The sequence below is a fragment of the Aeromonas sp. HMWF016 genome, assembly GCF_963878195.1.
GTDB classification, from domain to species: domain Bacteria; phylum Pseudomonadota; class Gammaproteobacteria; order Enterobacterales; family Aeromonadaceae; genus Aeromonas; species Aeromonas lacus.
In genome coordinates this window covers 1-17,858 of sequence record NZ_CAWNWX010000027.1, presented here as the reverse complement: position 1 = coordinate 17,858, position 17,858 = coordinate 1, and the positions used below count along the sequence as shown (strand labels likewise).

Below are 17,858 nucleotides of genomic sequence, written 5' to 3'. Positions count from 1 at the left end.
GGTATGACGGGCGATAAAGTCGCGATCCACCGCCTCTGGCGCCTCTTCCAAGATGTACTTGGCCATGCCGCGGATGGCGGCCATATCGCCCCCCAGTTTCGGCGTCAGATATTGGTGGCTGATGGTGGTGGCCGCCGGGGTCAGCAGCTCCAGCGGGCTCTGCGGGCTGGCGAAGCGCTCCAGCGCCACCTCTTTCAAATTGTTGAAGCTGACGATCTTGCAGCCGCCGCGCGCCGCCTGGCGCAGGGCATTCATCATGCGCGGGTGGTTGGTACCCGGATTCTGGCCATAGACGAACACCGCATCGGCCTGATCGAAATCATCCAGCACCACAGTGCCCTTGCCGATGCCGACCGACTGGATCAGCGCTACCCCGCTCGCCTCGTGGCACATGTTGGAGCAGTCGGGGAAGTTGTTGGTACCAAACAGGCGGCCAAACAGCTGATAAAGATAAGAAGCTTCGTTGCTGGCACGCCCCGAGGTGTAGAACTCCACCTCGTCCGGGCTATTCAGCCCCTTGAGGGTGTCGGCGATCAGGGTGAAGGCGTCGTCCCAGCTCACCGGCTCATAGTGATCGGTCGCCGGGTTGTAGCGCATCGGCTCAGTCAGCCGCCCCTGATACTCGAGCCAGTAGTCGCTCTGGGTAGCCAGCTGGCGCACCGAGTGGGCGGCGAAAAACTCGGCCCCCACCGTCTTGCCGGTAGACTCCCAGGCCACCGCCTTGGCGCCGTTTTCACAAAACTGGAAGGTGCCGTGGTCGTTGTCACCCCAGGCACAGCCCGGGCAGTCGAAACCGTCGGTCTGGTTGACCCGCAGCAGGTTCTTGATGTTCTGACGGGTCTTCTGGCTGCGCAGCACCTGTTTCATGGTGGATTGCAGGGACGAAAAACCGCCGGCTTTGGCGGGCTTTTCAATATGACTCATGGCACTCTCCGATGGGATCCGCCGGGCGATAGCTCGAATAGCTGACCGGGGCATCAAACTTGGGAATATGAACGACGTTGAGGTTGTATTTGAGGGCCAGCCTGACCGCCAACTGGCTGGGCGATGCCAGACAGATAAGATGACGGGCACCAAAGCGGACGGCTTTTTGCACCAGCTCGCTGCCACAGCGGCTGGTTACCACCAGGGTGTCGCACGCACTGTGTTGACGCAGCAGCAGGCCGATTAGCTTGTCGAGGGCATTGTGGCGCCCGATATCTTCCCGGCAGTGCAGGATCCGCCCATCGGCATCCAGCGCCAGCGCCAGCGCCGCATGCAGGGCGCCGTGCTGCTGGCCCTTGAGCTGCCACTGGGCGATCTGCGGGCGCAGCCCCGCCAGCAAGGCCCCATCCAGCGGCGGCGTCAGTGGCAATACCGGCAGTGCGGGCAGCGCCTGCTCCACCGCCGCCACGCCGCAGATGCCGCAACCGGTCGCCCCGGTCAGCCGGCGCTTGTGCTCGGCCAAAGCAGCCAGGGAGCGGTTGGCGATGGTGATGTCCAGCACCATCCCCTGCTCGGCTGGCGCGATCTGGATGTCGTGGACTTCGTGGTTGTGCCGGATGATCCCCTCGCCAAACAGAAAGCCGACGGCAAAGTCGTCGAGATCGTCCGGGGTCGCCATCATCACCGCATGGTTGATGCCATTGATGTTGATGGCGACGGCTACCTCTTCTACCAGATGATCCAGTGACGGCAAGTTGGCGGGGGTTGCGACGGGAGAATGGGCAGGCATGCAGGTTGGCCTAAAAATGCAAACTGCATTCAAGTTTAGAGAGGCGACTGACGCAAAACCAATGAAATAAATCTATATCCTGATAGAGTTGTTCTATCGAAGATGTTTTTTCAATTGATTAATTCTTCAACAGTCGGTTCCACTGCCTCCACTACAACCAGATGAACATCAAGCAACTTCACTACTTTCACGAGCTGGCCAAACACCGGCATTTTGCCAAAGCGGCCAAAGCCTGCCACATCACCCAACCCACCCTCTCGGCCAGCATCACTGCGCTGGAAAAGAGTGTCGGCACCGATCTGGTAGTACGCACCAGCCAGTTTGTCGCCCTGACCGAGGCAGGCGAGCTGGTACGCCAGTATGCCGAACGGATGCTGCTGGAACAGGAGGCGCTCAAGCAGGAGCTGGCCCTGTTCCAGGGCGAACTCTCCGGCACCCTGCGCATCGGCATCGTGCCCCAGTCCAATCTCGACATCATGCCGTTTATCGCCCGCTGCAAGCAGCGCTATCCCGACATCGTTATTCGCCTGTCGGTGCTCAGCAACGAAGCGCTGCTATCACAGCTGGAGCTGCATCAGTGCGATATCGGACTGGGATTTGATGAACCCGCCGGCGGAGCTGGCCGGCGCGCCTTTCATGTCTACCCGCAAGGCGCCAACCAGATGGCGGTGCTGATGAACCGTGACGAAGCAGATCAGTACCCGCGCAGCGGCGACATTGCGCTTGCTGAACTGCAGCAACAGCCGCTGGTGCTGCCCAGCCGCACCATGCAATTTCGCCAATATCTGGATCGCGCCGCCGAGCAGATGGGGACCTCGCTTAACGTGGTACTGGAGACCGACTCGCTGTTCCATCTGGTCAGCGCCGTACGCCACCGGCTGGGCTGGGCCATCGTCAGCGCCGGTCTCGCCCGCTCTGCCAGCAAACTCTCGGATCTCGTTTGCCTGTCACTCGCTCCACTGGAGAATATCGGCCATACCGCCTTTCTGACCCGCCAGCAGAGCATCACCCCCGCCATGCGCGCCTTTCTTGAACTGGTGGCAGAAGGTGAACCGGCAAACGCGCCTTGACGCAGGCCGAGCAGTAGACCGCATTAGGTTCTGGCAAAGAAAAAGCCCGCCAGAAGGCGGGCTTTCAGAGAGCAAGCGCGGGCATCAAATTGCCATCTGCTCGTGCGGCGAGCCGTGGTGGCGCAGCCAGACAAAACTCAGCGCCACGATCAGCACCATCAGGGTCATGATGGCCCCCAGAGTCACCTGCCCGGTCATCGGGAAACCTGCCGCCAGCAGGGTCACCACACCGGCTCCCAGATTCTGCATCCCGCCGAGAATGGCACCCGCGGTGCCGGCTTGACCCGGGAAGGGCTCGATGGCACAGGAAGTGGCGGTCGGGTAGAGAATGCCGCTACCGATGAAGTAGACGGCCGCACCACCGACCAGCGAGGCGGCACTCACCACCCCGAACAGCCCCGGCACCAGAATGATGAGGGAGCCGAGCGCCAGAAAGGCGATGCCAAGGCGCATCAGTTTGCCCTGAGTCAAACGGAAGCTCAGCTTGGCAGAGAGCCAGGCACCGAACAGATAGCCGGGCAGCGGCAGCACGAACAGCACGCTCACGGTACGGGCGCTCAGTTTCAGCACATCACCGAGCAGCACACCGGCCGCCGCTTCAAATACCGCGAGTCCCGCAAAGGTCGCCATCAGGCAGAGCAGGTTGCCCTGAAACTTGGGGTTGCCCAGCACATGGCGATAGGCAGCACCGACGCGCAGTGGCTGACGGGCAGCAGCAGGCAGCGTCTCACCAAACCAGGCCATGATCGCCAAGGTTGCTACGGCACCAAAACCGAACAGGAACCAGTAACCGGCACGCCAGTTGAACAGCTCGGTCAACCAGCCACCCAGCACCGGCGCCAGCAGCGGGGAGAAGATCACCCCCATGCTCACCAGACTGTTGGCGCGGTTGAGCTCGGCGCCGTTGTAGCGATCGCGCATCACGGTACGGCTCATGGCACCACCGGCACCGGTACCCAGCCCCTGAACAAAGCTGCCCACCAGCAGGGCGGCAAAATGGGGGATGACCTGAATGATCAGGGTGCCCACCAGAAACACCATCATGCCGACGATCAGCACCGGACGACGACCGATGCGATCCGACAGCGGCCCGTAGACAAACTGGGAGAGGCCATAGGGGATCAGGTAACAGGCCATCACCGCCTGCAGCTGGCCCGAGGCCACATTGAAGTCCCCCGCCATCATGGGAATGGAGGGGACATAGAGGGTCTGGGTCATCTGGCCCACAGCGACCATCAGAATGGTCAGTAAAAACAACGGATAAAAACTGTGCCGATCCATATCAGTCCCAAAAAATCGAAAAAATGCTGCCGCCCTCTGGCACAAAATGTGCCCAGAGGAATCTGATCACAGAGGCTGTGATGCAATCAAAAACAGTGTTGGAAACAGTTGGCGGGGAGCCCGCCAGACCACCGCACAGGACGCTTGGTGGTATGGGGGCATCATAGTGATTCAGCTCACAGAAAACGAACGAATCTTTATAATCGGCTTGCCTTAGTTTTTCTAATATTACGGGGCTTTACGCCCCGTCTGCGGTTCAAAATCAACGTGTTACCATCTGCTGCGCCTGCTTGATCAGCTCATCCGGCTGCTCTTTGCGCGGCGGTATGGTGATCCCCTTCTGGCAGGCAGGCTTCTCGGCCATCCGATCCATCCAGGCTTGCAGATGGGGTAACCCCTCGATGGAGATGCCGCTCCAGTCATAAATTCGCACCCAGGGCCAAGTAGCAATATCGGCGATGCTGTACTCGTCCGCCAGATATTCGTGATGAGCCAGATGGCTGTCGAGCACCTCAAACAGGCGACGCCCCTCCTTCTGATAGCGTTCGATGGCGGCGGGGATCTTCTCGGGGAAGTAGCGATAGAAGACATTGGCCTGCCCCATCATGGGCCCTACCCCACCCATCTGGAACATCAGCCACTGAATGGCCTGAGAGCGGCGCTTGGGATCCGCCGGCAACAATTTGCCCGTTTTCTCCGCCAGATAGATAAGGATGGCGCCCGACTCGAACACGGCGAAATCGTCGTTATCCCGATCGACAATAGCCGGAATGCGGCCGTTGGGGTTGATGGCGAGAAACTCGGGCTTCTTCTGATCCAGTGCCGACAAATCGAGGGAAATGACCCGATAGGGCAATCTCAGCTCTTCCAGTGCAATGGCCACCTTGAAGCCATTGGGTGTTGCGGCGGTATAAAAGTCGATCATCCTTCACTCCTTGCTGATGTAATCACACGAAAAACTGAACATCCTGATGCCCACTCTATTTACCAAACATGGTTTTACCATAAAGAGTACGGCGCGCTATCTGCCAGTGATGACAGATAGCGCGCCGCTTGCATAGCTTGCCGGGGAAATCAGTTCAAGACGACGGCCGACTTGCGCTGACGCAGCAGGATAAGACGAGAGAGCAGCGGGAAGTAGGATTCCAGCTTGCGCAGCAGCACCCGGCTACATGAGGGGTCTGCCAGCTCTGACTCCTCCAGCACAATGCCGTTGGAGACAAAGTAGAAACGGGGGTCGCGCACATCGGGGCCGCAGATGGAGAGATCCTTGTCCCCCTTGCGGATCAACAGCGGCAGTACCGGCAATCCGATGGCATCGTCTTCGCCACGGATAAACCCGGCATCCTGCCAAGGGGTATCGCCATCGATCAGCAAGATCGCCGCTTCGGCCTTGGCCGGTTGCCACTCGGTCAGTGGCGTCACGCTGATGTGGGCAAAATGGTCACCATACTCGGGTGATGACCGCAAAATGGCCAGCAGACCTTCACTGGCGCCTGACACGTTTTGACTCACTAATGACAAATTCATGGCTCATATCCCTATGCTCATGACAGCCAGTATCCGGCTGCTGCCATAAGACTAGCGCAGATTAGGGCTATATTGGAGCCGTCAGATCTGGCAGTCGCAATCAATTAGTCGTAGGGGGATAACAGTTGCCATCGCACAAAATACTGGTATCATACCGCGTCCTTTTATCCCCCGTTCTTTAACATCCAGTGGTGAACCTATGCATCCGATGCTGAATATCGCCGTGCGCGCTGCGCGCAACGCCGGTCAAGTTGTAGTAAAAGCCTTCTCCCAGCCCGAGAACATTGAGGCTATCCAAAAAGGCAGCAATGACTTCGTGACCAACGTTGACCGTGAAGCTGAAGCGGCCATCATTCACACCATCAAAAAATCTTACCCGGAACACAGCATCGTCGCTGAAGAGTCTGGTGAGATTGCCGGTACCAATCCGGACTACCAATGGATCATTGACCCACTGGATGGCACGACCAACCTGGTCAAAGGCATTCCGCACTTTGCCGTCTCCATCGCCCTGCGCGTCAAGGGCAAGACTGAACAAGCCGTTGTTTACGATCCGATCCGTGACGAGCTGTTTACTGCTACCCGTGGTAGCGGCGCCCAGCTGAACGGCTACCGCATTCGTGTCGGCAAGGCCAAAGAGCTGGCTGGCACCGTGCTGGCGACCGGCTTCCCGTTCAAGCAGAAGCATCACATCGAGCCTTACCTGAAGATGTTCCAGAGCATGTTCATCGAATGTGCCGACATCCGTCGCTCAGGCTCTGCCGCACTGGATCTGGCCTACGTGGCTGCCGGTCGTGTCGACGGTTTCTGGGAAATCGGCCTGAAACCCTGGGACACCGCTGCCGGTGAGCTGCTGGCAAAAGAAGCTGGCGCCATCGTCACCGACTTTGTTGGTGGTCACAACTACGAAAACTCCGGCAACATCGTGGTTGCCAACCCGCGCGTCCTGAAAGAGATGCTGGGCAAGATCCGCGAAGAGCTGCCGGAGTCTCTGGCCAAATAAGCCAGCCTTCGAGCAGAGAGATAAAAAAACCGGCGCAAGCCGGTTTTTTTATTGCTGCGATATACCCTGACAGGGTCACCGCAGCCCACTGCTTATGCTCTCCTCCCCCGCAGCTCACCCCATTCCCATCCCCAAAACAGTTCGTCGCCCTTCTCTCGTTAGCAAATGCTGCCTTCACCAACTTTCTTGAATATCACTGCACACAGGCTGGGATAATCATCTGTTCTCCCTGTTTGCCCTGACTTTCATACTCTTGCGAAGAACCCCAACCATCTGGCCTCGTACCCATCGCCAGATAAAAAAACACCCGGCACATGGCCGGGTGTCGTGAGGGCTGGCAAAGCGCCCCGATTTTTTATGAATGAAGAGGCCGGCGTACGCCAGCCCCTTTATCAGGCGAGGCGGAAGCGACCGATGGTCTGCTTCAGACCCACCGCCAGCTGGCTCAGCTCCAGACAGGCACGGGCAGTATGATCGGCCCCCAGAGCCACCTCGTTGGCGGACTCGTTGATCCGCTCGACGTTGCGACCCAGCTCATCGGAGACCGCATCCTGCTCGCCGCAGGCGCTGGCAATCTGGATCGCCATGTCGGCAATCTGGGCGACCGCCTCTTCAATCTGCTGGATGCCGTTGCTGGTCTGCTCGCTCTGATCCACACACTGGCGGATCATCTCGCAGCTCTGGCCCGTCACCTCTTTGGCCTGATTGGCGCGCGCCTGCAGGGTTTCGATGATGGCCACGATCTCGCCGGTCGAGGCCTGGGTACGACCCGCCAGGGTGCGCACCTCGTCGGCAACCACGGCAAAGCCACGGCCTTGCTCGCCGGCGCGGGCTGCTTCGATGGCCGCATTGAGGGCCAGCAGATTGGTCTGCTCAGCGATGCCGCGGATCACATCCACCACCACATTGATCTGGGCGGACTCACGCTCCAGCTCGGTCACCAGCGTACCGGCCTGCTCGATCTCCTCGGCAACCCGGGTGATGGCCACCAGCGAGCGCTGCACATCCTGATTGCCGCTGCGGGCCAGCGCATTGGCTGAGCTGGCAGAGCTGGAGGCGGTTTCGGTATTGCCAGCCACATCGGCCACGGTCGCCTTCATCTGGGTCATGGCGGTCGCCACCAGCGAGATCTCCTGCTGCTGGCTCTGAATGCCCTTGGCGGACTGCTCGGAGACGGCGCTCACCTCATCGATGGCAGTGCCAAGCTGGGTGACCGCAGCCACCACCTCTTCAATCAGACCGCGCAGGTTGTCCTGCATCTTGAGGGAGGCTTTGGCCAGCATGCCCAGCTCGTCGCGGCCGATATGCTGACGCTCCAGCTGATGGGTCAGATCGCCGGCGGCAATGGCGTTGGCCTGAGCCACTACGGCTTGCAGCGGCAGGCAGATCTGGCGGGTCAGGAACCAGGTCATCACCACCATGAACACCAGCAGGGCACCGATGCTCACCATGGCGAAGGTGGTCACCATGCTGACGCTGCCAAGCAGACTGCCACGGTTCTCTTTGACGAAACCGAGGTTCACCTGGATCAGCGAGTTGACCGCCTGCTCCAGCGCCCCGAAGAGCGGGTTGGAGGCAAACAGCTGGGTTTTGGCCTGATCGTGCTGACCCTGCACCAGCAGCATATCAAACTCGTTTACCGAACGTTGATAAGTGAGCCACTGTTGTTTGGCTTGGTTAAACACCTGCCGCTCGTTGTCGGCTCCCACAGTCGCCTCGTAGGCACGAAATGCCTCGTCAACCTTGCGAATATTCTCCTGAATACGGCCACGACGGGCCTGCAGGTCGACGGCATCATCCACCATCAGCAGGGCAAACTGGGCACGACGTACATAAGAGACGTCGTAGAGCAGGGTTTCGACCGAGAGCACGCTCGGCAAAGTGGAGTCGGTAAAATTCAGCACCCGATCGCGCACGCCGCGCAATTCGTTGGAGAGAAAAACACCGAAGACGACGTTGACTGCGGCAATGACCGCAAAAACCACGGCAATCTTTTTGCCGATGGAGAGATTCTTGTAAAACATGATTGGCTGTTGATCCTCAACTGCTGACAAGCAGGTAAACAGTAGCGATCACATCCGTATGAGCTGATCCCGGCCATTCCTGACGGGAGATGGAAGGTTGCGAAAGCGGGGGAAGGACGATTTCGCGAGGCGCGCACTCTATCACAATATCGCCTAATCCTTCACCAGATTTCACCGAATGAATGCAAGATGATTTCCTTCACAACCCGACATTCATCACAAAATATTTATAGCGACCAAATCATTTCAAATAGTTAACCGATAAATGCAATCGAGGCAGTGGCATGGACAAGGGGCCATCAACTCGTTGTAATGACCAACATAATCCGATGGCGGAGCCCCATCCCCCTTCGTTGTAACCATTTGCTGTAACAAGAGGCCTTGTTTATGAATAACAGCTCGTATCTGCCCGCTTCAACCTGGTCTGCCCAGCTGCGTGAACAACTGCAGGCGCGGCCACTCACCGCCCTCGGTCTCTTTATCGCGCTGGCTGCCGTCTTGTTGCTGTTGTTGCAGAGTCTCATCATGCTCGCTACCGGCGAGGTGACCAGCGGCGTGCGTTACGGCCTGATCGGTGGCGCCGCCGGATTTGCCGCCACCGCCATCGGCGCCCTGCCCGCCCTGTTCCTGCGCTCGGTACCGCAAAAAGTGGAGGACACCATGCTCGGCTTTGCCGCCGGCATGATGCTGGCCGCCAGCGCCTTCTCCCTGCTGCTGCCGGGGCTGGAGGCCGCCGAGGGAATCACCGGCAACGGCTTTAGCGCCGCCGCCGTGGTGGTAGTTGGCATGACCCTCGGGGTGCTGTTGATGCTGGGACTGGATCAGTTCACCCCGCATGAGCACGACAAGACCGGCCCCTGCGGCCCCGGTCACGAGCAGTGCTCCCGGGTCTGGCTGTTCGTCTTTGCCATCGCCCTGCACAACCTGCCGGAGGGGATGGCCATCGGGGTCAGCTTCTCACAGGGGGATATGTCGGTGGGGCTGCCGCTCACCACCGCCATCGCACTGCAGGATATTCCCGAAGGACTGGCGGTGGCGCTGGCCATGTGCGCCGCCGGTTTTCGCCCCTCGGTGGCAGTGCTGGTGGCCATCGCCAGCGGCCTGCTCGAACCGGTTGGTGCTCTGCTCGGTGTTGGCCTATCCAGCGGCCTTGCCATCGCCTACCCCATCGGACTTGGGCTCGCCGCCGGTGCCATGCTGTTTGTGGTCTCACACGAGGTGATCCCGGAGACCCACCGCAACGGTCATCAGACCTATGCCACCCTCGGTCTGATGGCAGGCTTTGCCCTGATGATGACCCTAGATACCGCGCTCGGCTAAAAGCCCCCTCTCCTCTCTCATCAATGCTTTTTGTCACCTGCGGCGCTTCCATATGGAGCGCCGCACTTCATCTCTCCTTTCGCTTGAGCCTCTCGGCGCCGACGCCATCTTTTGTTATGATCTACAGCAACTTAAATTCAGCCACACGGCTATCAAGACGAGGTCAGCAATGAAAGTAGGTATTATCGGCGCCATGGAGCAAGAAGTAGCCCTGCTGCGCAGCCAGATGAGCAACCCCACCACTCTGCAACTGGGCGGCTGCGAGTTCTATCAAGGGATGCTGGCAGGCAAAGAGGTGATCCTGACCCGCTCCGGCATCGGTAAGGTCGCCGCCAGCGTGGCCACCAGCCTGCTGCTGGAAAAGTTTGCCCCCGATTGCGTCATCAATACCGGCTCTGCGGGCGGCTTTGCCCAGGATCTGCACATCGGTGATGTGGTGATCGCCAGCGAGATGCGTTTCCACGATGTCGACGTGACCGCCTTTGGTTACGAGATGGGCCAGATGGCGCAGCAACCCGCCGCCTTCCCCTGCGACGAGAAACTCATCGCGGTCGCTCAGGATTGCATCGCCGAGCAGGGCAAGCACCAGACCAAGGTCGGCCTTATCTGCACCGGCGATCAGTTCATGTGCAAACCGGACGCCATCGCCAAGGCTCGCGCCGACTTCCCGCAGATGCTGGCGGTCGAGATGGAAGGTGCCGCCATCGGTCAGGTGTGCCACATGTTCAAAGTGCCCTATCTGGTGGTACGCGCCATGTCCGATATCGCCGGCAAGGAACAGGTTGAATCCTTCGATGCCTTTATCGAAGTGGCCGGCAAACACTCCGCCGAAGTGATCATCAAGATGCTCGGCAAGCTGTGATCGAGACCGGCTCGCTTGATTTGATGGCCGATGCCCTCCTCTCGACGACGGCGGCCATTCTGGTGGGGGCAGCCTTGCTGGAGGCGGTGCTCCCGTGGCCATCCCATCTGCGTCTTTCGGCCGTCACGCCCCTGCTGACCCGGCTGGGGCACAAGGTGCACAGACCCGATGGTTCGCCCGGCCAGCAAATGCAGGCCGGCCTGCTGGCAATGCTGGTAGTCTGGCTCCCCTGCGCCGCCGGGCTCTGGTCGCTGCGCAATCTGGCCTTGAGCGAGCCGATCTTCGACCTGCTGTTCCTGCTGCTGATGCTCGAATCCCGTCCGCTGCGCGAACTCGCCCATGCCACCCGCTCGCTCGCCACGCAGGAGACCCTGCCGCTGGCGAGATTGCAGTCTGCCCCCTGGCTCAAACGCGAAACAGGCAAACTCTCGGCCATGGGTCTCGCCAAAGCGGTGACGGAGAGCTGCGCCCTGCGTCTGGTCAGCCAATGGGCTGGCCCGCTGCTGGGATATGCGCTGGCTGGCGTACAGGGCGCCCTGCTCTGGCGGCTGGTGCAGCTGATGAATCAGAGCTGGAGTCGTAAAGAACCCGCCTTCGACCACTTTGGTCGCGCCGCCAGCGCCCTCTATCAGGGGCTCAATGCCTCCGTCATTTTGCTGCTGGGGCTGCCACTGCTGGCAAGCCGTCTCAAACAGGCTGCACAGCTGCTGCGAAGTGGGGCGCTCTGGCCCTATCCCGCCATGGGGATGCTGCTCACTCTGCTGGTAGACAAGTGCCGGATCCGCCTTGGTGGCCCTCGCTACTATCAGGGGGCTATCCAGCGTTGGCCAGTCATCGGCACGGGTGCTGAACCAGATAGCGAGACACCGCGCCAGGTGCTCAACATTCTGCAAGGGTGCGGCTGGGGCTGGTTGATACTGGCGCTGCTTGTCACGGTAGCGGGGTTATTTCATGGGTAGACTGTTGCGCTTGCCTATCTGGCTGCCCTGTGTGCTGGTTGCTTGGTTGCCCGGTGCCCTGCAGGCCGCAACGCCAATCCGGGTGGTGAGCGTTGTTCCCCACCTGACCGAACTGCTTTATGACATCGGTGCCGGCGACAAACTGGTGGCCATTGACGATGCTTCCGACTACCCAGCCGAGGTCAAAACCAAGCCAAAGGTAGCGAATTATCGCAGCATCAACGTCGAGGCTGTGCTGGCGCAAAAGCCGGATCTCATTCTCGGCTGGCGCTCGGCTCAATCACGGATGCTGGCCCCGTTGGAGCAGCTCGGGATCCCCGTTTTCTACTCGGAGCCTACCGATTTTGCCTCGCTGGCCGCAGAGATGCGGGCGCTGGGCACATTGCTGGGGGTGGAAAAGAGCGCCAACGAAGCCGCCGATCGCTATGTGGCACGCCTGCATTCCCTGCAACAGCGCTATGGCCAACCAACCGGCGTCAAGGTGTTCTACCAGCTCTGGTACCCGCCGCTCACCAGCGTGAGCGGCAACGCCTGGCCCGCTCAGGCTATAGAGCTCTGCGGCGGAGTCAACGTCATGAGCAACGCCAGAACGCCCTATCCTCAGGTGAATATTGAACAGGTCATCAGAGCCAACCCCGCTCTTATCCTGGCCGGGAGTCAAGATCCTGACACCCTGCGTCACTGGCAGCAGTGGCCAAACCTTGATGCGGTGAAACATCACCGACTGATGCTGGTCAACTCCGATGAGCTGCACCGGTTCACCCCAAGAGCCCTCAATGCAGTGGAAGATATATGCCGCACGCTCGCCAGCGCTAGCACCAGGCGTGGTGACAATTAACCCCAAAAGAGCCATTCAGATCACATCAACCAATCAGCGTCTGCAAATGGCACAGAAAGTGCTTTAGAATTTTTCAAATACCAACCTCATCATGGGGCACCATCATGTTCAATGGAAAAACAATTCTGGTTACCGGTGGCACCGGGTCATTTGGCAAAAAGTTTATTGCAACCGTGCTCTCCCGTTACCAGCCGGCACGACTGATCGTCTACTCCCGTGATGAACTCAAGCAGTTTGAAATGCAGCAGCGTTTCAATGATCCCTGCATGCGTTACTTTATCGGCGATGTGCGCGATGGAGAACGCCTTGATATGGCGATGCGCGATGTCGATTTCGTGGTACATGCAGCAGCGCTCAAACAAGTACCGGCCGCTGAATACAACCCGATGGAGTGCATCAAAACAAACATTGGGGGCGCCGAAAACGTCATCAAGGCAGCCATCAATAATGGCGTTTCAAAGGTGATCGCACTCTCCACGGACAAGGCCGCCAACCCGATCAACCTTTATGGTGCAAGTAAACTCTGTTCCGACAAACTCTTTGTTGCCGCCAACAATATGGCGGGCAAGAACCCAACAATCTTCTCTGTGGTACGTTATGGCAACGTAGTCGGCTCAAGGGGCTCAGTAGTTCCTTTCTTCGACAATCTGATCAAGAGAGGCGCCAATACGCTTCCCATCACCCATCCAGAGATGACCCGTTTTTGGCTGACACTGCAGCAAGGGGTGGATTTTGTACTGAACAATTTCAAGCGCATGCGTGGCGGAGAGTTGTTCGTACCTAAAATACCCTCAGTCAGGATCACCGATCTTGCTACTGCTATGGCCCCGTCGCTCAAGCAGGAGATTATCGGCATTCGTCCCGGAGAGAAGCTCCACGAGGTAATGTGCCCGGCAGACGATTCTTTCCATACCTATGAGTTCTGCGACTACTACGTAATTGCCCCCAGCATCAGCTTCAATAGCCGCAACAATGATTTCAGCATTAATGCTCTGGGCAAAACAGCCACGCTGGTTACTCCAGGCTTTGAATACAATTCTCTAAATAATCAGCACTTTCTGTCGATAGCTGAACTACAGAGCATGAACCAGCAGGTGTTGTCCGAATGATCCCTTATGGCCGCCAATCGATCAGCGATGCCGATATTGAGGCCGTCGTTGCCGTACTGAAATCTGAATATCTGACTCAAGGCCAAGCCGTTCCTGCCTTCGAGCAAGGATTAGCCGATTACTGCCAGGTGCCGCACGTAGTGGCTTGCAATAACGGTACCACGGCACTTCATCTGGCCTGTGCCGTACTGGAGCTTGGCGCCAAAGATACAGTTTGGGTTTCCGCGGTCAGTTTTGTGGCCTCGGCGAACTGTGCTCGCTACTGCGATGCCAACGTTGACTTTGTCGACGTTGAGTCTGCTACCGGTAACATCGATGTAATGGCACTGGATAAGAAATTGCAGCAAGCAGTGCTTACCCACACCCTGCCCAAAGCCCTTATTGCGGTGCATCTGGCTGGGCAGCCTTGCGATCTCGAAGAGATCGGTGCGCTCTGTCGCCAGTACGGAATCGTTCTGATCGAGGATGCCTGCCATGCACTGGGCGCCCACTATCAGGGGTCACCTATCGGTAGTTGCCTTCACAGCGATATGACGGTCTTCAGCTTTCATCCGGTCAAACCGATTACGACCGCAGAGGGAGGTGCCGTCACCACCTGGGATCAGGACCTGGCAGCCAAATTGCGACTCTATCGCAGCCACGGAATCACTCGTGATCCGCAAGCGCTGCTCATGCCCTCCCCCGGAGAGTGGTATTACGAACAGCAACTTCTGGGCTTCAACTATCGCTTGACCGACATTCAGGCGGCACTCGGGCTGAGTCAGCTGAGCCGTCTTGATCAGTTCATTACCCAGCGACGTGACCTTGCCAGACGATATGACGCGCTGTTATCACCCTTGCCAGTCCAGCCGTTGCAGCAGAGTAATAACCGCCAGAGCGGTTATCACCTCTATGTCATCCAAGTAGCTAAACGCGATCAGGTGTTTGCCCGGCTGCGTGCTGCCGGTATTGGCGTCAACGTTCACTATATTCCTATCCCAGCCCAGCCCTACTACCGTGGTCTGGGACATGATCCAGCCGCCTACCCGGGCGCGCAAGCCTACTATCAGGGCGCCATCTCCCTTCCGCTGTTCCCGGCTCTGACACACTCAGAGCAGCAACAGGTCGTAGATGCGCTGGAGCAGGCACTATGCGACTAGCTCTGGGCACAGTGCAATTCGGTCTGGATTACGGGATCAGCAATCACGACGGACAAGTCAGCGATGGAGAACTCGACGAGATCATTGCATTGGCTCGTCATGCAGGTATCGATACCCTGGATACGGCGCAAGCCTATGGCAATGCCGAGCAGAGGCTGGGACAAAGAGATATCACCGGCTTCACGATCATCGACAAACTGGCGCCTGGGCTACCGCTATCCGATGTTAAGGCCGCGGTCAACAACAGTTTGCATTTGCTGGGGCGAAAACAGCTCGATGCTTTACTGCTGCACCGCAGCCTAGATGCCTCACCTGTCATGTTCGAGTTGCTCACCGATTTGCAGCAACAGGGCTCGATCGGAAAACTCGGGATATCCGTCTACTCCCCGGAGGAGCTCGATGCCTGGAGCGCAGCTGGCTATCCTCTGGAACTGGTGCAATTACCTGCCAATTTGCTCGATCAACGCTTTTTACGTACTGGATGGCTCGACAAACTGGTAGATATGGGGTGTGAAATCCATGTTCGCTCGCTCTTTTTGCAGGGACTCTTGCTGATGCAGCCAGCACAGCGACCTGACTATTTTCAGCGTTTCGCTACTGCACTTGAACGGTTTGACCACTGGCATCCCTCGATGGCCCCGCTTGGCAGAGCCCTCTCCATCATGACGGCCCTACCGCAGGTAAGCCGCTTTGTTGTCGGTGTTTGTCATGCCCAGGAGCTGGCCGCTATCGTTGCGGCCAGTCAAGCGCAACATGAGTGCAACGAGGCAGATATCGCCCATCTGGCGTCTATGGAACAGGAACTTATCAACCCCGGACTCTGGAGAACACGATGATCCTAGGTATTCTGCAGGCCAGAACCAGTTCTTCCCGCCTGCCCAACAAGGTACTGAAAGAACTGCTGGGCGAACCCATGCTGGCAAGGCAAATTGAACGACTGCAACAGAGCAAGCTGCTGGACAAACTGTTGGTTGCCACCAGCGAACAGCCGGAAGATCGCGCCATTGCCGAGCTGTGCGAGAGGTTGAATATCCCCTGTTTCTGCGGTCCTCTTGACGATGTGTTGCTGCGTTTCTATCTGGCGGCCCAACCCTACAGTCCGACCCATGTTGTGCGTCTCACCGGTGACTGCCCACTGGCAGACCCAATGGTAATAGACGAGCTGATAGCCCTCCATCTCTCGGGCAAGTTCGACTACAGCAGCAACTGCGGCAATCCCAGTTATCCGGATGGGCTGGATGCCGAGATCATGACTGGAGCGACTCTGGCAACCTTGCAGGAAAAAGCCACCACGCAGACCGAGCGGGAACATGTCACCTATTACGTTCGCTGTCATCCCGAGCAGTTTTCCATCGGCGAACTGCAGCGCTCGCCTTCGCTGGCCCACCTGCGCTGGACTGTCGATGAGCCTGCCGATTTTGAGCTGGTAGAGCGCATTTATAAGGCTCTCTATCCTGTCAACCCAACCTTTACGACCGACGATATCCTCGATCTGCTGGCGCAGCAGCCGGAGCTGGCAACACTGAATACCCGGCACCAACGCAACGAAGGATTGGCTAATTCGCTAGCCAAGGAGAATCACATATGACCTCACGTTATCAACATTCACTGGCTCTCTCAGCACGGGCGGAACAGAGCATTCCACTCGGCTCCCAAACCTTCTCCAAAAGTCGCCTCTGTTTCCCCTATGGCGCCGCCCCACTCTTTATCGAACGCGGCAAAGGTGCACATGTTTGGGATGTAGATGGCAACGAGTATCTTGATTTTGCCAGCGGCCTGCTGGCCATCAGTCTTGGATATTGCGATCCGGATGTGAATGAAGCGGTAATGGAGCAACTCAATCTTGGCTCGATCTTCTCTCTTCCCCACCGGCTGGAAACCGAGGTTGCTGAACAGCTCATTGAGCTCATCCCCTGCGCCGAAATGGTTCGCTTTGGCAAAAACGGGACTGATGCCACCTCAGCGTGTATCAGGCTCTCCCGTGCGGTCACAGGCCGCGAGCGAGTAGCCGTCTGTGGCTACCACGGCTGGCAAGACTGGTACATAGGCTCGACCACCCGCCATTTGGGGGTTCCGGAATGCGTGAGAGAACTGACCCACAGATTTGACTACAACGATCTTGCCTCGCTGCAGCACCTGCTGGAAGCTCATCCAAACGAATTTGCCGCCGTCATTCTGGAACCGATGAATGTAGCCTGGCCAACCCCGGATTTTCTACCCGGTCTGCGTCAGCTCTGTGATGAACATGGTACGCTTCTTATCTTTGATGAAACAATTACCGGCTTTCGAAATCATCTTGGAGGGGCTCAAACTCTATTCGGAGTAACGCCAGACCTTGCAGCTTTTGGCAAGGGTATGGCTAATGGATTCCCGATATCTGCCGTCGTCGGGCGTAAGAAATATATGAAGCGTATGGAAGACATTTTTTTCTCAGGAACTTTTGGCGGCGATGTTATTGCTTTAGCTGCAGCTAAGGCCGTCATCAAAAAAATGCGCCATTACGATATACCTGCTTGCCTAACAGAACGAGGACAATTTCTCCTTGATGGCTTGAACACCATATTAACTGATATAAAAGCACCAGAATGGATAAAAACTGCAGGACACCCTACATGGTGTTTTCTGTTAATCTCTGACTCTCACAATCACTCAAGTTGGTTATTGAAAAGCTATCTGATGCAAGAGTTATGTAAGCGAGGTATCCTGACACTAGGAAGTCATAACCTCAACTACTCTCATACCTACGCGGATATCAAGAAAATATTGAAAATATACACTGAAATACTACCTACGCTGATAGATCATGATAGTAAAATGACAATAGAAAATAATCTTGACGGTGAGCCTATTCAACCTGTCTTTAAAGTACGCTGACTAAAAAAATATCCATAAGTGCGCATACAAAAATAATTTTATTCTATGCGCACTATTTAGTTAACTTGTATATGTTACATAGCAGACTTCAATAATCACATTAAAATAACCCATTTATCCCTAAATATATCTACC

At 57.4% G+C, this 17,858-nt stretch carries 17 protein-coding genes; 11 read left to right on the top strand and 6 right to left on the bottom strand.

Annotated elements, in window-relative coordinates; all coding sequences use genetic code 11:
• Together AACS24_RS21800 and fdhD are read right to left on the bottom strand one after the other, a co-directional pair.
• Positions 1-924, bottom strand: a 924-nt coding sequence (locus AACS24_RS21800; protein ID WP_258223095.1) for a molybdopterin-dependent oxidoreductase, incomplete at its 3' end; no start/stop codon positions are given.
• A complete protein-coding gene (gene fdhD / locus AACS24_RS04245) occupies positions 911-1,714 on the bottom strand; it encodes a formate dehydrogenase accessory sulfurtransferase FdhD (protein WP_181364307.1) in 804 nt (267 codons plus the stop codon). The genes fdhD and AACS24_RS21800, both read right to left, overlap by 14 nt.
• A 161-nt stretch (positions 1,715-1,875) precedes the next feature.
• Here fdhD and AACS24_RS04240 point away from each other — a divergent pair, with 161 nt between their 5' ends.
• Entirely contained in the window at positions 1,876-2,784 is a 909-nt protein-coding gene (locus AACS24_RS04240; RefSeq protein ID WP_108572467.1) for a LysR family transcriptional regulator, read from the top strand.
• Between the two features lie 84 nt (positions 2,785-2,868).
• Here AACS24_RS04240 and emrD read toward each other — a convergent pair whose 3' ends face one another.
• The 3 genes from emrD to AACS24_RS04225 all read right to left on the bottom strand — a co-directional run bounded on the left by emrD (position 2,869) and on the right by AACS24_RS04225 (position 5,595).
• Positions 2,869-4,065 (bottom strand): multidrug efflux MFS transporter EmrD, encoded by a 1,197-nt coding sequence (gene emrD / locus AACS24_RS04235; RefSeq protein WP_042030002.1) that lies wholly within the window; start codon positions 4,063-4,065, stop codon positions 2,869-2,871.
• A gap of 262 nt (positions 4,066-4,327) precedes the next feature.
• A complete protein-coding gene (locus AACS24_RS04230) occupies positions 4,328-4,990 on the bottom strand; it encodes a glutathione S-transferase family protein (protein ID WP_108572466.1) in 663 nt (220 codons plus the stop codon).
• Between the two features lie 149 nt (positions 4,991-5,139).
• Positions 5,140-5,595, bottom strand: coding sequence for a hypothetical protein (locus tag AACS24_RS04225; protein WP_108572465.1), 456 nt, complete (start codon positions 5,593-5,595; stop codon positions 5,140-5,142).
• Between the two features lie 199 nt (positions 5,596-5,794).
• Here AACS24_RS04225 and suhB point away from each other — a divergent pair, with 199 nt between their 5' ends.
• Positions 5,795-6,598, top strand: coding sequence for an inositol-1-monophosphatase (gene suhB, locus AACS24_RS04220; protein ID WP_021230872.1), 804 nt, complete (start codon positions 5,795-5,797; stop codon positions 6,596-6,598).
• 392 nt (positions 6,599-6,990) lie between these two features.
• Here the strand turns inward: suhB and AACS24_RS04215 are convergent, their stop codons facing one another.
• Positions 6,991-8,622, bottom strand: a complete 1,632-nt coding sequence (locus AACS24_RS04215; RefSeq protein WP_108572464.1) for a methyl-accepting chemotaxis protein — start codon at positions 8,620-8,622, stop codon at positions 6,991-6,993.
• A gap of 387 nt (positions 8,623-9,009) precedes the next feature.
• On the opposite strand from AACS24_RS04215, the gene AACS24_RS04210 reads away from it, so the two are divergent.
• The 9 genes from AACS24_RS04210 (at position 9,010) to AACS24_RS04170 (ending at position 17,723) form a co-directional block, all read left to right on the top strand.
• Positions 9,010-9,942 carry a ZIP family metal transporter gene (locus AACS24_RS04210; protein ID WP_108572463.1) on the top strand — a complete coding sequence of 311 codons (933 nt, stop codon included), beginning with the start codon at positions 9,010-9,012 and terminating at the stop codon, positions 9,940-9,942.
• Positions 9,943-10,111: 169 nt separating this feature from the next.
• Entirely contained in the window at positions 10,112-10,804 is a 693-nt protein-coding gene (mtnN, locus tag AACS24_RS04205; protein WP_040067225.1) for a 5'-methylthioadenosine/S-adenosylhomocysteine nucleosidase, read from the top strand.
• The gene (locus AACS24_RS04200; RefSeq protein WP_108572462.1) at positions 10,801-11,763 is read left to right on the top strand and encodes a cobalamin biosynthesis protein CobD/CbiB; all 963 of its coding nucleotides are present in this window, start codon (positions 10,801-10,803) and stop codon (positions 11,761-11,763) included. The genes mtnN and AACS24_RS04200 overlap by 4 nt, the downstream gene beginning before the upstream one ends.
• Entirely contained in the window at positions 11,756-12,601 is an 846-nt protein-coding gene (locus AACS24_RS04195) for a cobalamin-binding protein (protein WP_258223094.1), read from the top strand. The genes AACS24_RS04200 and AACS24_RS04195 overlap by 8 nt, the downstream gene beginning before the upstream one ends.
• 104 nt (positions 12,602-12,705) lie before the next feature.
• Positions 12,706-13,710 (top strand): UDP-N-acetylglucosamine 4,6-dehydratase (inverting), encoded by a 1,005-nt coding sequence (pseB, locus tag AACS24_RS04190; RefSeq protein WP_108572461.1) that lies wholly within the window; start codon positions 12,706-12,708, stop codon positions 13,708-13,710.
• The gene (gene pseC, locus AACS24_RS04185; protein ID WP_108572460.1) at positions 13,707-14,849 is read left to right on the top strand and encodes a UDP-4-amino-4,6-dideoxy-N-acetyl-beta-L-altrosamine transaminase; all 1,143 of its coding nucleotides are present in this window, start codon (positions 13,707-13,709) and stop codon (positions 14,847-14,849) included. The genes pseB and pseC overlap by 4 nt, the downstream gene beginning before the upstream one ends.
• Complete coding sequence (locus AACS24_RS04180; protein WP_108572459.1) at positions 14,840-15,685, top strand: aldo/keto reductase; 846 nt, start codon at positions 14,840-14,842, stop codon at positions 15,683-15,685. The genes pseC and AACS24_RS04180 overlap by 10 nt, the downstream gene beginning before the upstream one ends.
• A complete protein-coding gene (locus AACS24_RS04175; protein WP_108572458.1) occupies positions 15,682-16,437 on the top strand; it encodes a cytidylyltransferase domain-containing protein in 756 nt (251 codons plus the stop codon). The genes AACS24_RS04180 and AACS24_RS04175 overlap by 4 nt, the downstream gene beginning before the upstream one ends.
• Positions 16,434-17,723 carry an aminotransferase class III-fold pyridoxal phosphate-dependent enzyme gene (locus AACS24_RS04170; RefSeq protein ID WP_108572457.1) on the top strand — a complete coding sequence of 430 codons (1,290 nt, stop codon included), beginning with the start codon at positions 16,434-16,436 and terminating at the stop codon, positions 17,721-17,723. Before AACS24_RS04175 ends, AACS24_RS04170 begins: the two co-directional genes overlap by 4 nt.
• Positions 17,724-17,858 lie beyond the last annotated feature (135 nt).

Bases quoted from the DNA above. Each gene is read 5' to 3' on its own strand.
- AACS24_RS04170 (WP_108572457.1), top strand. From the start codon at position 16,434: ATGACCTCACGTTATCAACATTCACTGGCTCTCTCAGCACGGGCGGAA.
- emrD (WP_042030002.1), bottom strand. From the start codon at position 4,065: ATGGATCGGCACAGTTTTTATCCGTTGTTTTTACTGACCATTCTGATG.
- AACS24_RS04230 (WP_108572466.1), bottom strand. From the start codon at position 4,990: ATGATCGACTTTTATACCGCCGCAACACCCAATGGCTTCAAGGTGGCC.
- mtnN (WP_040067225.1), top strand. From the start codon at position 10,112: ATGAAAGTAGGTATTATCGGCGCCATGGAGCAAGAAGTAGCCCTGCTG.
- AACS24_RS04225 (WP_108572465.1), bottom strand. From the start codon at position 5,595: ATGAATTTGTCATTAGTGAGTCAAAACGTGTCAGGCGCCAGTGAAGGT.
- AACS24_RS04195 (WP_258223094.1), top strand. From the start codon at position 11,756: ATGGGTAGACTGTTGCGCTTGCCTATCTGGCTGCCCTGTGTGCTGGTT.
- pseB (WP_108572461.1), top strand. From the start codon at position 12,706: ATGTTCAATGGAAAAACAATTCTGGTTACCGGTGGCACCGGGTCATTT.
- AACS24_RS04215 (WP_108572464.1), bottom strand. From the start codon at position 8,622: ATGTTTTACAAGAATCTCTCCATCGGCAAAAAGATTGCCGTGGTTTTT.
- AACS24_RS04210 (WP_108572463.1), top strand. From the start codon at position 9,010: ATGAATAACAGCTCGTATCTGCCCGCTTCAACCTGGTCTGCCCAGCTG.
- suhB (WP_021230872.1), top strand. From the start codon at position 5,795: ATGCATCCGATGCTGAATATCGCCGTGCGCGCTGCGCGCAACGCCGGT.
- fdhD (WP_181364307.1), bottom strand. From the start codon at position 1,714: ATGCCTGCCCATTCTCCCGTCGCAACCCCCGCCAACTTGCCGTCACTG.
- AACS24_RS04240 (WP_108572467.1), top strand. From the start codon at position 1,876: ATGAACATCAAGCAACTTCACTACTTTCACGAGCTGGCCAAACACCGG.
- AACS24_RS04175 (WP_108572458.1), top strand. From the start codon at position 15,682: ATGATCCTAGGTATTCTGCAGGCCAGAACCAGTTCTTCCCGCCTGCCC.
- pseC (WP_108572460.1), top strand. From the start codon at position 13,707: ATGATCCCTTATGGCCGCCAATCGATCAGCGATGCCGATATTGAGGCC.
- AACS24_RS04180 (WP_108572459.1), top strand. From the start codon at position 14,840: ATGCGACTAGCTCTGGGCACAGTGCAATTCGGTCTGGATTACGGGATC.